General features: G+C 60.5%; 22 protein-coding genes. All 22 read right to left on the bottom strand.

All coding sequences use genetic code 11. The annotated features are described in order from the left end of the window. Positions 1–40 precede the first annotated feature (40 nt). The 22 genes from ABDZ98_RS08200 to rpsS all read right to left on the bottom strand — a co-directional run bounded on the left by ABDZ98_RS08200 (position 41) and on the right by rpsS (position 12,066). Entirely contained in the window at positions 41–1,096 is a 1,056-nt protein-coding gene (locus tag ABDZ98_RS08200) for a DNA-directed RNA polymerase subunit alpha (protein ID WP_160589750.1), read from the bottom strand. Positions 1,097–1,214: 118 nt separating this feature from the next. Beyond that, positions 1,215–1,604 carry a 30S ribosomal protein S11 gene (gene rpsK / locus ABDZ98_RS08195; protein ID WP_160589751.1) on the bottom strand — a complete coding sequence of 130 codons (390 nt, stop codon included), beginning with the start codon at positions 1,602–1,604 and terminating at the stop codon, positions 1,215–1,217. A gap of 58 nt (positions 1,605–1,662) precedes the next feature. Then, positions 1,663–2,031 (bottom strand): 30S ribosomal protein S13, encoded by a 369-nt coding sequence (rpsM, locus tag ABDZ98_RS08190; protein ID WP_160589752.1) that lies wholly within the window; start codon positions 2,029–2,031, stop codon positions 1,663–1,665. 298 nt (positions 2,032–2,329) lie between these two features. Then, positions 2,330–2,869 (bottom strand): SRPBCC family protein, encoded by a 540-nt coding sequence (locus ABDZ98_RS08185; RefSeq protein ID WP_160589753.1) that lies wholly within the window; start codon positions 2,867–2,869, stop codon positions 2,330–2,332. Positions 2,870–2,946: 77 nt separating this feature from the next. After that, entirely contained in the window at positions 2,947–3,594 is a 648-nt protein-coding gene (locus ABDZ98_RS08180) for an adenylate kinase (protein ID WP_160589754.1), read from the bottom strand. A gap of 39 nt (positions 3,595–3,633) precedes the next feature. Beyond that, a complete protein-coding gene (gene secY, locus ABDZ98_RS08175) occupies positions 3,634–4,998 on the bottom strand; it encodes a preprotein translocase subunit SecY (RefSeq protein ID WP_160589755.1) in 1,365 nt (454 codons plus the stop codon). A 143-nt stretch (positions 4,999–5,141) separates the two neighbouring features. Then, positions 5,142–5,684: a 50S ribosomal protein L15 gene (rplO, locus tag ABDZ98_RS08170; RefSeq protein ID WP_160589756.1), complete on the bottom strand. Its 543-nt coding sequence runs from the start codon at positions 5,682–5,684 to the stop codon at positions 5,142–5,144. An 86-nt stretch (positions 5,685–5,770) separates the two neighbouring features. Then, positions 5,771–5,959 (bottom strand): 50S ribosomal protein L30, encoded by a 189-nt coding sequence (gene rpmD / locus ABDZ98_RS08165; RefSeq protein ID WP_160589757.1) that lies wholly within the window; start codon positions 5,957–5,959, stop codon positions 5,771–5,773. Positions 5,960–5,964: 5 nt separating this feature from the next. Next, positions 5,965–6,795 carry a 30S ribosomal protein S5 gene (rpsE, locus tag ABDZ98_RS08160; RefSeq protein ID WP_160589758.1) on the bottom strand — a complete coding sequence of 277 codons (831 nt, stop codon included), beginning with the start codon at positions 6,793–6,795 and terminating at the stop codon, positions 5,965–5,967. Beyond that, on the bottom strand, positions 6,795–7,139 hold the full coding sequence (gene rplR, locus ABDZ98_RS08155; protein ID WP_160589759.1) for a 50S ribosomal protein L18: 345 nt from the start codon (positions 7,137–7,139) through the stop codon (positions 6,795–6,797). Before rplR ends, rpsE begins: the two co-directional genes overlap by 1 nt. 1 nt (position 7,140) lies before the next feature. Next, positions 7,141–7,674 (bottom strand): 50S ribosomal protein L6, encoded by a 534-nt coding sequence (gene rplF, locus ABDZ98_RS08150; RefSeq protein ID WP_160589760.1) that lies wholly within the window; start codon positions 7,672–7,674, stop codon positions 7,141–7,143. Continuing rightward, a complete protein-coding gene (gene rpsH / locus ABDZ98_RS08145; RefSeq protein WP_160589761.1) occupies positions 7,674–8,069 on the bottom strand; it encodes a 30S ribosomal protein S8 in 396 nt (131 codons plus the stop codon). The genes rplF and rpsH overlap by 1 nt, the downstream gene beginning before the upstream one ends. An 11-nt stretch (positions 8,070–8,080) precedes the next feature. Further along, complete coding sequence (gene rpsN / locus ABDZ98_RS08140; RefSeq protein ID WP_160589762.1) at positions 8,081–8,386, bottom strand: 30S ribosomal protein S14; 306 nt, start codon at positions 8,384–8,386, stop codon at positions 8,081–8,083. A gap of 24 nt (positions 8,387–8,410) precedes the next feature. Beyond that, positions 8,411–8,995 (bottom strand): 50S ribosomal protein L5, encoded by a 585-nt coding sequence (gene rplE, locus ABDZ98_RS08135; RefSeq protein ID WP_160589763.1) that lies wholly within the window; start codon positions 8,993–8,995, stop codon positions 8,411–8,413. Then, positions 8,988–9,308: a 50S ribosomal protein L24 gene (gene rplX / locus ABDZ98_RS08130; protein ID WP_160589764.1), complete on the bottom strand. Its 321-nt coding sequence runs from the start codon at positions 9,306–9,308 to the stop codon at positions 8,988–8,990. Before rplX ends, rplE begins: the two co-directional genes overlap by 8 nt. After that, on the bottom strand, positions 9,308–9,676 hold the full coding sequence (rplN, locus tag ABDZ98_RS08125; protein WP_160589765.1) for a 50S ribosomal protein L14: 369 nt from the start codon (positions 9,674–9,676) through the stop codon (positions 9,308–9,310). The genes rplX and rplN overlap by 1 nt, the downstream gene beginning before the upstream one ends. 70 nt (positions 9,677–9,746) lie before the next feature. Beyond that, positions 9,747–10,037 carry a 30S ribosomal protein S17 gene (rpsQ, locus tag ABDZ98_RS08120; protein WP_160589766.1) on the bottom strand — a complete coding sequence of 97 codons (291 nt, stop codon included), beginning with the start codon at positions 10,035–10,037 and terminating at the stop codon, positions 9,747–9,749. 10 nt (positions 10,038–10,047) lie between these two features. Further along, entirely contained in the window at positions 10,048–10,266 is a 219-nt protein-coding gene (gene rpmC / locus ABDZ98_RS08115; protein ID WP_160589767.1) for a 50S ribosomal protein L29, read from the bottom strand. A 3-nt stretch (positions 10,267–10,269) separates the two neighbouring features. Continuing rightward, entirely contained in the window at positions 10,270–10,701 is a 432-nt protein-coding gene (gene rplP / locus ABDZ98_RS08110; protein WP_160589768.1) for a 50S ribosomal protein L16, read from the bottom strand. A gap of 15 nt (positions 10,702–10,716) precedes the next feature. Next, entirely contained in the window at positions 10,717–11,412 is a 696-nt protein-coding gene (gene rpsC / locus ABDZ98_RS08105; protein ID WP_160589769.1) for a 30S ribosomal protein S3, read from the bottom strand. 1 nt (position 11,413) lies between these two features. Next, positions 11,414–11,791: a 50S ribosomal protein L22 gene (rplV, locus tag ABDZ98_RS08100; RefSeq protein WP_160589770.1), complete on the bottom strand. Its 378-nt coding sequence runs from the start codon at positions 11,789–11,791 to the stop codon at positions 11,414–11,416. After that, the gene (rpsS, locus tag ABDZ98_RS08095; RefSeq protein ID WP_160589771.1) at positions 11,791–12,066 is read right to left on the bottom strand and encodes a 30S ribosomal protein S19; all 276 of its coding nucleotides are present in this window, start codon (positions 12,064–12,066) and stop codon (positions 11,791–11,793) included. Before rpsS ends, rplV begins: the two co-directional genes overlap by 1 nt. Between the last annotated feature and the right edge of the window lie 4 nt (positions 12,067–12,070).

Below are 12,070 nucleotides of genomic sequence, written 5' to 3'. Positions count from 1 at the left end.
GCCACTGGCGGGGACTCCCGAAAGGATTAACCCAAGGAGATTAACCGAGCAGCTCTTGTTCGAGCTTCTTGGCCATTTCCTCAATGTTCTCAGGCGGCCATCCGGGGATGTCCATGCCAAGACGCAGACCCATGGAAGACAGCACTTCCTTGATCTCGTTGAGCGACTTGCGGCCGAAGTTCGGCGTGCGCAGCATCTCGGCTTCGGTCTTCTGGACCAGGTCGCCGATATAGATGATGTTGTCGTTCTTGAGGCAGTTGGCCGAGCGAACCGACAGTTCCAGCTCGTCCACCTTCTTGAGGAGGTAACGGTTGAGCTGGTTGGTGTCGCTTTCTTCCGGCTGCGCGGCAACGCCGATCATGGCGCTGGTCGGCTGCGGAATGCCGTCTTCGAAGTGGACGAACAGCGTCAGCTGGTCCTGCAGGATGCGTGCGGCATAGGCCACAGCATCTTCAGGAGTGACGGTGCCGTCGGTCTCGACAGTCAGGCTCAGCTTGTCGAAGTCCAGTTCCTGGCCAACGCGGGCCTTGTCGACCTTGTAGCTGACCTGCTTGATCGGCGAGTAGAGCGAATCCACCGGGATCAGGCCGATCGGCGCATCGGCCGGGCGGTTCTGCACAGCAGGCGTATAGCCGCTGCCGCTGTCCGCGGTCAGTTCCATGTTCAGCGTCGCGCCTTCGTCCAGGTGACAGATCACCAGATCGGGGTTGAGCACTTCAATGTCACCGGTCACGGCGATGTCACCGGCGGTTACTTCAGCCGGGCCGGTGGCGGAAAGCTGCAGGCGCTTGGGGCCTTCACCTTCCATCTTCAGCGCGATCTGCTTCACGTTCAGGACGATATCGGTCACGTCTTCACGCACACCGGCGAGTGACGAGAACTCATGCAGCACATTCTCGATCTTGATCGAGGTGATGGCGGCACCCTGAAGGCTGGCGAGCAGAACGCGGCGCAGCGCATTGCCAAGCGTCAGGCCATAGCCGCGTTCGAGCGGTTCGGCGACGAAGGTGGCCTTGCGCTTCTTGTCGCTGCCTTCCTTGATTTCGAGGCTGTTGGGCTTCTTGAGTTCCTGCCAGTTCTTCATATTGACGGACATGGACTTCCCCTAAAGGCTTAAGTTTCGGCGGCAAAGGCCGCGGAGCGTCTGGGACGCCGCGGCCGATGCGAATGACTGTATGCGGGACCGTTTTACCGGCCTCGCGGGCAGGTTCGGATCAGACGCGGCGGCGCTTGGATGGCCTCACGCCGTTATGCGGTATCGGTGTGACGTCGCGAATGGAGGTGATGGTGAAACCCACCGCCGCCAGTGCACGAAGAGCGCTTTCACGGCCCGAGCCCGGACCCTTGATCTCAACTTCCAGGGTGCGCACGCCATGTTCGGCGGCTTTCTTGCCGGCGTCATCCGCAGCTACCTGAGCAGCATAGGGAGTGGACTTGCGGCTACCCTTGAAGCCCATCGTGCCAGCGCTGGACCAGCTGATTGCATTGCCCTGTGCGTCGGTGATGGTGATCATCGTGTTGTTGAAGCTGGCGTTGACATGCGCAACACCGCTTGAAATGTTCTTTTTATCGCGGCGCCTAACGCGGCCTGGTTCGCGTGCCATGGTACGTATTCCTCTTTATCTGCAGCAGAAGGGAAAAGCTTTGGGACTGGCCCGAAGCTTACTTCTTCTTGCCTGCGATAGGCTTGGCCTTGCCCTTGCGGGTACGGGCGTTGGTATGGGTGCGCTGACCACGGACGGGCAGGCCCTTGCGATGACGCAGGCCGCGATAGCAGGCCAGGTCCATAAGGCGCTTGATGTTCATCGCCGTGTTGCGGCGCAGATCGCCTTCAACGGTGACATCCGCATCGATCGTTTCACGGATCTGCAGGACTTCCGCATCGCTCAGATCCTGCACGCGGCGGGAATGATCGATACCAAGCTTGTCGGCGATTTTCTTGGCCGTGGTCGGGCCGATACCGTGAATGTAAGTCAGCGCCACGATAACGCGCTTGTTGGTGGGGATATTTACCCCGGCAATACGAGCCACTTAAATCTCCTGCTCCACAGGGGATAAATCCCCTATCTCATAGCGTAAAGGTCGAACGCTTGACCGAAAACTGCGCCACAACAGCAATCAGCCCGGATGGCGCGCATCTGTGGCTGCCGCCTGCCGGACCGGTTTCCGATTAAACGAATGGAAGCCGCAAGTAGGGCGATTCGCCACTCGCGTCAAGCGCGCAAAGGAGCCGCAGGAAAGTTCCTGCGCCTCTGCATGGCACTTGGTGACATCACTTATAGCGCGGCATTACCCGCTCGTCAAAAACACTGTGCTGAAATTGTGGATTCTAGGGAGCCGGGGCCGGTCCGCCCAGCGCAGCAACAAGTCCGCCGAGGAATTCCGCCTGCACCCGGTCAACCACCGGCGCCAGGGCCTCCAGCGACTGGCGCGACTGGCCGCCGACCACATAATCCCACGTGATCAGCGTCCCCTCTCCCGTATCGGCCAGCGTTACGGTGAGCGTGCCGGAAAGGCCTTCAGCCTGCAGCGGACCCAGCGCACCCACCATGCGCAGCGTCGATCCGGGCATGACCATCACCACCCGCATATGTTCGGCAGACCCGGGCGCGCGGTCATCTTGTGCGGGGATCACCTCGCAAAAACAGCCGCCGGCGCGCGGATCGAGCGAGAGATTGGCCGAATTGCCGGACCAGCTGTGGGTCCACCAGTTCTGCGGCTCCACCAGCATGGACCAGGTGGTGGCGAGATCGGCAGAGACTACGGCCTGGTTGCTGGAGGCAAAGCCCCCGCCAGCAGACGGAACAATGTCAGCAGATGCAGGGGATGCCGCCGCAATGGCCGCCAGCCCGACAAGAATTACCCGCATGATGAAAGCCCCTTGCGAATTCTCCGTCCCGGCGGATGACTAGCAAGTCTCCGCCGGATCGGAAAGCGCAGGAGCGATCAGCTGGCCAGGACTTTCTCGATCGCCTTGGTCACAACCGCGATATCGGCCATGCCATCAATCCGCGTGACGATGCCCAGAGCATCGTAATGCGGCAGGATCGGCGCGGTCTTGGCCCGGTATTCGGCCATGCGCGTGCGCACGGTTTCCTCATTGTCGTCCGGACGACGCTTGAATTCCTCGTGGCCACACTTGTCGCACACGCCAGCCACTGCGGGCTGCTTGAAGATATCGTGATAGCCCTCGCCGCAATTGGCGCAGGTGAAGCGACCGATGATCCGCTCAACCAGAGCATCCTCGTCCACGTCCAGTTCGATCACATGGTCAAGCTTGCGGCCGTTCTTGGCGAGCAGTTCGTCCAGCGCCAGTGCCTGCGCTTCGGTGCGCGGATAGCCATCGAAGATGGCGCCGACATCGGCGCCCATTGCGGCCAGCTCGGCATCGATCAGGTCGGAGACGATCTGGTCGGAAACCAGCTCACCCCGGTCCATCACCTGCTTGGCCTTGATGCCAACGGGCGTCTGCGCCTTCACCGCGGCGCGCAGCATGTCTCCGGTGGAGAGCTGGCGCATGCCGTGATGCTCGACAAGCAGGCTGGACTGGGTGCCCTTGCCCGCCCCTGGAGGGCCAAGAAGAATGATGTTCATGGCGTTCGAAACTCCCCCGTGCGGCACGTCCTTGCGCGGTTAGCGCAGGCGTCCCTTCAACTTGGCCTTCTTGATCAGGTCACCATACTGGTGAGCCAGCAGATGCGACTGGATCTGGCTGATCGTATCGACAGTGACGTTCACCACGATCAGCAGGCTGGTACCGCCAAGGAACAGCGGAACGCCGGTCTGCGCGATCATGTATTCCGGCACCACGCACACCACGGTGAGGTAGATCGCGCCGACCACGGTGATGCGGGTCAGCACATAATCGAGATAATCGGCGGTCCGCTTGCCCGGGCGAATGCCGGGGATGAAGCCGCCGTTCTTCTTCAGGTTCTCCGCCGTGTCTTCAGGGTTGAAGACCACTGCGGTGTAGAAGAAGCAGAAGAAGATGATGCCCGCAGCATACAGCGCCATGTACAGCGGCGCGCCGTGGGTCAGATACTGGTTGAGCGTCTGGATCACGCCGAAGAAGGCGCTGTCCGAATCCACCGAATTGCCGGCGAACTGGCTGATCGTCAGCGGAAGCAGAAGCAATGAGCTGGCGAAGATCGGCGGGATAACGCCGGCGGTGTTGAGCTTGAGCGGAAGATGCGAGCGGTCCGCCTGCATGCCGCCGCGCTGCTGGGCGCGCTTGGGGTACTGGATCAGCAGGCGCCGCTGGGCGCGCTCCATGAAACAGATGCCCAGGATCAGCACCACGATCATGCCGATCAGGCCGATAACGATACCGGTGCTGATCGAGCCTTCGCTGTAGCCTGAGAACAGATTGCTGGTGAACGTCGGGAACTGGGCGACGATACCGGCCATGATGATCAGCGATACACCGTTGCCGATGCCGCGGGCGGTGATCTGCTCACCCAGCCACAGCAGGAACATGGTGCCGCCAACCAGAGAGATCACCGCGCCGACGCGGAACATCACGCCCGGTGCAACCACTGCCTGAACGCCGCTCTGCGCGCCGAATGCTTCCAGGCCCGAAGCCAGGAACCAGCCCTGGATCGCGCACAGGAAAACCGTGCCGTAACGCGTGTATTGGTTGAGCTTCTTGCGCCCTGCCTCGCCTTCCTTCTTCAACGCCATCAGCGACGGGTGAAGAGAGGCGGCCAGCTGGATCACGATGGAAGCGGTAATATAGGGCATCACGCCCAGAGCGATCAGGCTCATCCGTTCCAGACCACCGCCGGAGAAGGTGTTGAACAAATCGAGGATGCCGCCGCGCGCCTGATCGTACAGCGTCTCCAGGATCAGCGGATTCACGCCGGGAAGCGGAATGAAGCTGAGGAAACGGAAAACGATCAGCGCACCAATGGTGAAGAAGATGCGCTCACGCAGCTCCGTTGCCTTGCTGAAATTGGCGAAGCTCAGCGAGCTGGCGATGTTGTCGGCGCGTGATGACATGGAAAGAATATGCCTTGCTGTGCGTCCAAACCGGACCGCGTTCCGGCCCAATATAGGGCCTGATCCGCGATGTCGAACCCCCCGGACAAATCATCCCCGCAGCAATTGGCAAAAAATGCCTGCTGCGGGGACTGATTGACCGGTTACTTGGCGGGCTTCAGGCCGACCTTGCTGTTGGCCTTGTTCACTTCGCGGCGGGCCGTCTTCTTCTCATGCTCGCTGGGCTGGGCAGCGGGAAGTTCGACCGAACCACCGGCCTTTTCAACCGCAGCCAGAGCGCCCTTGGAGGCGCCGGCAACCTTGAACGATACCTTGGCGGTCAGTTCACCCTTGGCCAGCAGGCGAACGCCATGCTTGCCGCCACGGGCAACGCCGGCAGCCTTGAGAGCTTCGTGATCGATGACCTTCTTGCCGTCGAGCTTCTTCTCGTCGATCAGCTTCTGCACGGTACCAACGTTCACTTCGGCATAATCCTTGCCGAACGGATTGTTGAAGCCACGCTTTGGCAGACGCATGTGAAGCGGCATCTGGCCGCCTTCGAAGCCCTTTACGGCAACGCCCGAACGGCTCTTCTGGCCCTTCTGACCGCGGCCGGACGTCTTGCCCTTGCCCGAGCCGATACCACGGCCCACGCGCATGCGGTTCTTGCGTGCGCCTTCGTTGTCACGGAGTTCGTTGAGTTTCATAGTTTGCACTCGCTTTCGCTTTGTTCGCGCTGAAATAGTGGCGGCCCGGTACATGCCCGGGCCTGCCTGGTCAAATGCCTTGCGGCTTAATCGACGACCACTTCCACCATGTGCGGGAGCTTCTTGAGCGCTCCGCGCACTTCGGGAGTATCCTGCAGCTCAACAACCTTGTGCATCTTGTTGAGGCCCAGACCGATGAGGATCTGGCGCTGGATCTTGGGACGACGGATCGGCGAACCGATCTGCCTGAGCTTGATGGTTTTCTTCTCGGCCATCTTGATTACTCCGCGATAGCTTCAGCAGCGGCTTCGGCCTCTGCTTCGCTCGCGCCGCCGCGACCCAGAAGGTCGGCGACTTTCTTGCCACGACGCTGGGCAACGGACTTCGGAGAAGTCTGATGTACCAGCGCGTCGAAAGTGGCGCGGATCATGTTATAGGGATTGGAGGTGCCGATGGACTTGGTCACAACGTCGGCAACGCCAAGGCTTTCGAAAACTGCGCGCATCGGACCACCGGCGATGATGCCGGTACCCGCAGGTGCCGAACGAACATTCACCTTGCCGGCACCGAAATGGCCCATGCCATCGTGATGCAGCGTGCGGCCGTCCTTGAGCGGAACGCGAACCATCTTCTTCTTGGCAGCAGCAGTCGCCTTGTTGATAGCTTCCGGCACTTCGCGTGCCTTGCCGTGGCCAAAGCCGACGCGGCCCTTGCCATCGCCAACCACGACCAGTGCAGCAAAACCAAAGCGCTTGCCGCCCTTCACCACCTTGGCGACGCGGTTGATGTGGACGAGCTTTTCGATCAGCTCCTCACCGCCATCATCGTCACGGCCACCGCGGCGATCGTCACGGCCACCACGGCCACCGCGTCCACGGCCACCTTCGCGGTTGCCATCACGGCCACCGCCGCCACCAGCACCGCCGCCACGACCACGGCCACCGCGATTGTTCTCGCGCGGCTGGGAAGGAGCGCCGGTATCGGCAGACTCCGTTGCCGCAGCTTCGGTTGTTTCGGCCACATTGGGTGCAACTTCTGCCGCAGCAGGAGCATTTTCCACCGGAGCCTGCGGGGTGGCGTTTTCTTCTGTGTTGTTCTCGTCAGCCATCATCAGAACTCCAGGCCGCCTTCGCGGGCAGCATCGGCCAGCGCTTTTACGCGGCCATGAAACAGGAACCCGCCGCGATCGAACACGACAGTGGAGACGCCAGCCTTCTTGGCGGCAGCGGCAATATCCTTGCCCACCTTGGCAGCGGCATCGACATTCGCGCCCGAGATCTTTTCACCCAGGGTTGAGGCGGCAGCAACAGTGCGGCCGTCCTTGTCATCGATGATCTGCGCATAGATGTGCCTGCCCGTGCGGTGCACGGAAAGGCGCGGCTTGGCGCCGGAACGCTTCTTGAGCGCGGTGCGCACGCGGCGGCGGCGGCGCTCGAACAGGGAAAGCTTTGCCATCTTACTTCTTCTTCCCTTCCTTGCGGAAGATATACTCGCCGCGATATTTCACACCCTTGCCCTTGTAAGGCTCCGGCTTACGGAATTCGCGGATCTCTGCGGCGAACTGCCCGACAGCCTGCTTGTCGATCCCGCTGACTTCGATCGTCGTCTGGTCAGGGGTCTTCACTTCAAGCCCGGCGGGCACGTCAAGATCGACATCGTGGCTGAAACCGAGCTGCAGCTTGAGCTTGTTGCCCGTAGCCGTTGCACGATAACCAACGCCGTTGATCTCCAGCACCTTGGTGTAACCCTCGGTCACACCTTCGACCAGGTTCGATACCAGAGTGCGCTGCATGCCCCAGTAGGAGCGGGCGCGCTTGGTCGAATTGGCCGGCTTGACGCGGATCACGTCGCCCTCGACCTGATAGTCGATATCATCGACCAGGCCGATGGTCAGGGTGCCCTTGGGGCCCTTCACGCTGAGCGTGCCGTTATCGATCTGCGCGGTTACGCCACCAGGGATGGCGACCGGCTGTTTACCAATGCGGCTCATCAGAACACCTCCGCGAGCACTTCGCCGCCCACGTTCTGGGTGCGCGCTTCGGCATCCGAAAGCACACCACGAGGCGTCGAAACGATGGAAATGCCAAGGCCGTTGCGCACCGGAGCGAGTTCCTTGGAACCCGAATAGACGCGGCGGCCAGGCTTGGAGACACGGGCGACATGCTTGATAGCAGGCTCACCCTCGAAATATTTCAGTTCGATACGCAACGCCGGGTGCTGACCCGAAGCGTCTTCGCTGTAGCCACGGATGTAGCCTTCGCGCTGAAGCACTTCGAGGACGTTTGCACGCAGCTTTGAAGCGGGCGAAAGGACGGAATCCTTCTTCGCCTGCTGGCCGTTGCGGATACGGGTGAGCATATCACCCAGGGGATCGGTCAATGCCATGTTCTAGATCCTCACCAGCTCGACTTGGTCACGCCCGGAATCAGACCCTTGTTGGCCAGATTCCGCAGTTCGATCCTGTTCAGGCCGAACTTGCGATAATAGCCGCGCGGGCGGCCGGTGGTGGTGCAGCGGTTGCGCACACGTGTGGGGTTACCATTCCGCGGGATCTCGGCCATCTTCAGGCGAGCCATCAGACGCTCACTCTCATCGAGCGATTCATCATCGGCAACAGCCTTGAGACGGGCGTACTTCGCCGCGTACTTGAGGACGAGAGCCTTACGCTTCTCGTTCTTGTTTATGGAACTCAGTTTCGCCATTGGACTTAAGCTCTCCTGCGCCGCTTACGCGGCAGCCTTTTCTTCTTCGGCTTCTTCAGCCGGGAACGGGAAACCGAACAGACGCAGCAGCTCGCGCGCTTCGTCGTCGGTCTTGGCGGTGGTGGTCACGATGATATCCATCCCGCGCACCTTTTCGATCTGGTCGTAGCTGATTTCCGGAAAGATGATCTGCTCCTTCAGGCCCATGGCATAGTTGCCATTGCCGTCGAAGCTGTTCGGATTCAGCCCACGGAAGTCGCGAATGCGAGGCATTGCGATCGTCACCAGGCGGTCGAGGAACTCGAACATGCGGTCACGGCGCAGGGTTACCTTGCAACCGATCGGCATGCCTTCACGCAGCTTGAACTGCGCGATTGACTTCTTCGCCTTGGTGATCACCGGCTTCTGGCCAGCAATCAATTCCATTTCTGCGGCAGCAATCTGGACCTTCTTCTTGTCCTGACTCGCTTCGCCAACACCCATGTTCAGCGTGATCTTTTCCAGCTTGGGCACCTGGTTCGCGTTGGTGTAACCGAATTTCTCGGTCATCGCCTTCGTGATCTGATCATTGTAGCGCTGCTTCATGCGCGGTGTGTAGACTTCAGCCATCGATCGTCTCCCCGGACTTGACGGCTACACGGACCTTCTTGCCGTCACGCTCTTCAAAGCGCACGCGGGTCGGCTTGCCATCCTTGGGATCGGCAACGGCAACCTTGCCAATCGCCATCGGAGCAGGAGCACGTTCAATGCCGCCCTGCGGGTTTGTCTGCGTCGGCTTGCGGTGACGGGCAGCGACATTCACGCCCTCAACCAGGACCTTGCCTTCTTTCGGCATGACCTTGGACACGGTGCCGGTACGGCCCTTGTCCTTGCCCGACAACACGACGACCTTGTCGCCCTTCTTGATCTTTGCGGCAGCCATTACAGCACCTCCGGAGCAAGCGAGATGATCTTCATGAAGCCCTTGGAGCGCAGTTCACGCACCACCGGGCCGAAGATACGGGTGCCGATCGGCTCCTCGCTCTTGTTCACGAGAACAGCGGCATTGCTGTCGAAACGGATCACGCTGCCGTCGGGACGACGAACGTCCTTGCGGGTGCGCACGATCACGGCACGGTGAACGTCACCCTTCTTAACACGGGCGCGTGGCTGGGCTTCCTTGATGGAAACCACGATCACGTCCCCGACAGACGCGGTACGACGCTTGGACCCGCCCAGCACCTTGATGCACTGGACGCGCTTTGCGCCGCTGTTGTCCGCGACGTCGAGATTGGATTGCATCTGGATCATTGATCCGGTTCCTTCTCATTGGCTTTCCGGGACTTGGCGGTGCCAGCCCGGGAGTTCCTAACGACTAAAATCAGTTGCTTGCTTCTTCGACTTCCAGGTCGGCCTCTACAGCCTGCCCCTTGCTCGCAGTCACACGGTCGAGGACCTTCCACGTCTTGGTCTTGGAGATCGGTTTGGTCTCCTCGATGCGGACGGTATCGCCTTCGCTGAATTCATTGGCTTCATCGTGCGCGTGATACTTCTTCGAACGCTTGATGATCTTCCCGTACAGCGGGTGCTTCACGCGGCGTTCGACCTTCACGGTCACGGTCTTGTCGGTCTTGTCGGAGGTGACGGTCCCGGTCAGGATACGCTTCGGCATCGTTAACTCCTTAAGCCTTGGCGGCTTCGGCAGAGGCGCTGTTGGCGCGCTCTACCTGAAGCGTCTTGATCTGCGCGATACCGCGGCGAACTTCCCGGACCCGAGCAGGACGCTCAAGCTGGTTGGTCGCGCTCTGGAAGCGCAGGTTGAACTGCTCACGCTTGAGCTCGGTCAGAGCAACAGCGAGCTGGTCGTTGGTCTTGGTGCGAAGATCTTCGATCTTGGACATGACTTATGCTCCCAGGTGCGAGGTGTCGCCCAGACGGGCAACGACCTTCGTCTTGATCGGCAGCTTCATCGCCGCACGGCTGAAAGCTTCAGCGGCCAGCGGGCCGGGAACGCCGTCGAGCTCGAACAGGATACGGCCGGGCTTCACGCGAGCGGCCCAGAATTCGATGCTGCCCTTGCCCTTGCCCTGACGCACTTCAGCAGGCTTCTTCGACACCGGAACGTCCGGGAAGATGCGAATCCAGAGGCGACCCTGGCGCTTGATGTGACGCGTGATGGCACGGCGCGCAGCTTCAATCTGGCGTGCAGTGATACGCTCGGGTTCCATGGCCTTGAGACCATAGGAGCCGAAATTCAGATCCGTACCGCCCTTGGCCAGGCCATGGATACGGCCCTTGAAGGCCTTGCGATACTTGGTTTTCTTCGGTTGCAGCATTGCTTTACCCTAACCTCAACGAGCCGGACGGACGCCGGAAGTCTGTGCTTCCATCATCAGCCGGTCCTGTGCCATCGGATCGTGGCCAAGGATTTCGCCCTTGAAGACCCAGACCTTGATGCCGATGATGCCATAGGCGGTGAGCGCCTCGGCTTCGGCGTAATCGACGTTGGCACGCAGTGTGTGCAAAGGCACACGGCCTTCGCGATACTGTTCCACGCGGGCGATTTCAGCACCGCCCAGACGGCCCGCACACATGATCTTGATGCCTTCGGCACCCAGACGCATGGCAGACTGCATCGCGCGCTTCATCGCCCGGCGGAACGCCACGCGGCGAACCAGCTGATCGGCAATGCCCTGCGCAACGAGCTTGGCATCGATTTCCGGCTTGCGGATTTCAACGATGTTCAGCTTCACTTCGCTCGACGTCATCGTGGCCAGCTTGGAGCGCAGCTTTTCGATGTCCGCACCCTTCTTGCCGATGATGACACCGGGACGTGCAGCATAGATCGAAACGCGGCACAGCTTGGCCGGACGCTCGATCACCACCTTGGAAATCGCTGCCTGGGGCAGGTTCGCCATGATGTACTTGCGGATCTCGATATCTTCCTTGAGCAGCTGACGATAGTCAGAGCCCTCGGCGTACCAGCGGCTGTCCCACGTGCGGTTGATCTGCAGGCGGAGGCCGATCGGATTGCTTTTATGACCCATCTTAAGCCTCCTCTTGCTCGCGCACGACAATCCGCAGCCGGCTGAACGGCTTGAGGATGCGGGTGGACTTGCCACGGCCGCGCGTCGCGAAACGCTTCATGGTGACAGACTTGCCAACACTGGCTTCGGCCACGACCAGCGCGTCCACATCCAGGTTATGGTTGTTTTCCGCATTGGCGATGGCCGATGCGAGAACCTTCTTGGCGTCAACTGCCATGCCGCGCTTGGAGAAGGAGAGGATGTTCAGAGCATCTTCTGCCTTCTTGCCACGGATCAACGCAGCCACCAGGTTCAGCTTCTGGGCCGAACCACGAATGGTGGTGCCAACAGCCAGCGCCTCGTTATCGCCGACGCGGCGGGGTGATTTTGCCTTGCCCATTATCGCTTACCCTTCTTGTCGGCAGCGTGGCCGGGGAAGGTGCGCGTGGGCGCAAATTCACCGAGCTTGTGACCGACCATGTCCTCACTAACGGACACCGGAATAAACTTGTGGCCATTGTAGACGTTGAACGTCAGGCCGACGAAATCGGGAAGCACGGTTGAACGGCGCGACCAGGTCTTGATCGGCTTGTTGCTGCTTGCTTCCTGAGCGTCCTGCGCCTTCTTCAGCAGGTGAAGATCGACGAACGGACCTTTCCAGACGGAACGTGCCATCTTC

The organism is Alteraurantiacibacter aestuarii, assembly GCF_039523595.1.
GTDB classification, from domain to species: domain Bacteria; phylum Pseudomonadota; class Alphaproteobacteria; order Sphingomonadales; family Sphingomonadaceae; genus Alteraurantiacibacter; species Alteraurantiacibacter aestuarii.
The sequence above is the reverse complement of the archived record's forward strand: the minus strand, read 5'-3'. Positions and strand labels throughout refer to the sequence as shown.

Coding starts and splice junctions, on each gene's coding strand:
- ABDZ98_RS08200 (WP_160589750.1), bottom strand. CDS start 1,096: ATGTCCGTCAATATGAAGAACTGGCAGGAACTCAAGAAGCCCAACAGC.
- rpsK (WP_160589751.1), bottom strand. CDS start 1,604: ATGGCACGCGAACCAGGCCGCGTTAGGCGCCGCGATAAAAAGAACATT.
- ABDZ98_RS08185 (WP_160589753.1), bottom strand. CDS start 2,869: ATGCGGGTAATTCTTGTCGGGCTGGCGGCCATTGCGGCGGCATCCCCT.
- ABDZ98_RS08180 (WP_160589754.1), bottom strand. CDS start 3,594: ATGAACATCATTCTTCTTGGCCCTCCAGGGGCGGGCAAGGGCACCCAG.
- secY (WP_160589755.1), bottom strand. CDS start 4,998: ATGTCATCACGCGCCGACAACATCGCCAGCTCGCTGAGCTTCGCCAAT.
- rplO (WP_160589756.1), bottom strand. CDS start 5,684: ATGAAACTCAACGAACTCCGTGACAACGAAGGCGCACGCAAGAACCGC.
- rpmD (WP_160589757.1), bottom strand. CDS start 5,959: ATGGCCGAGAAGAAAACCATCAAGCTCAGGCAGATCGGTTCGCCGATC.
- rpsE (WP_160589758.1), bottom strand. CDS start 6,795: ATGATGGCTGACGAGAACAACACAGAAGAAAACGCCACCCCGCAGGCT.
- rplR (WP_160589759.1), bottom strand. CDS start 7,139: ATGGCAAAGCTTTCCCTGTTCGAGCGCCGCCGCCGCCGCGTGCGCACC.
- rplF (WP_160589760.1), bottom strand. CDS start 7,674: ATGAGCCGCATTGGTAAACAGCCGGTCGCCATCCCTGGTGGCGTAACC.
- rpsH (WP_160589761.1), bottom strand. CDS start 8,069: ATGGCATTGACCGATCCCCTGGGTGATATGCTCACCCGTATCCGCAAC.
- rpsN (WP_160589762.1), bottom strand. CDS start 8,386: ATGGCGAAACTGAGTTCCATAAACAAGAACGAGAAGCGTAAGGCTCTC.
- rplE (WP_160589763.1), bottom strand. CDS start 8,995: ATGGCTGAAGTCTACACACCGCGCATGAAGCAGCGCTACAATGATCAG.
- rplX (WP_160589764.1), bottom strand. CDS start 9,308: ATGGCTGCCGCAAAGATCAAGAAGGGCGACAAGGTCGTCGTGTTGTCG.
- rplN (WP_160589765.1), bottom strand. CDS start 9,676: ATGATCCAGATGCAATCCAATCTCGACGTCGCGGACAACAGCGGCGCA.
- rpsQ (WP_160589766.1), bottom strand. CDS start 10,037: ATGCCGAAGCGTATCCTGACCGGGACCGTCACCTCCGACAAGACCGAC.
- rpmC (WP_160589767.1), bottom strand. CDS start 10,266: ATGTCCAAGATCGAAGATCTTCGCACCAAGACCAACGACCAGCTCGCT.
- rplP (WP_160589768.1), bottom strand. CDS start 10,701: ATGCTGCAACCGAAGAAAACCAAGTATCGCAAGGCCTTCAAGGGCCGT.
- rpsC (WP_160589769.1), bottom strand. CDS start 11,412: ATGGGTCATAAAAGCAATCCGATCGGCCTCCGCCTGCAGATCAACCGC.
- rplV (WP_160589770.1), bottom strand. CDS start 11,791: ATGGGCAAGGCAAAATCACCCCGCCGCGTCGGCGATAACGAGGCGCTG.
- rpsS (WP_160589771.1), bottom strand. CDS start 12,066: ATGGCACGTTCCGTCTGGAAAGGTCCGTTCGTCGATCTTCACCTGCTG.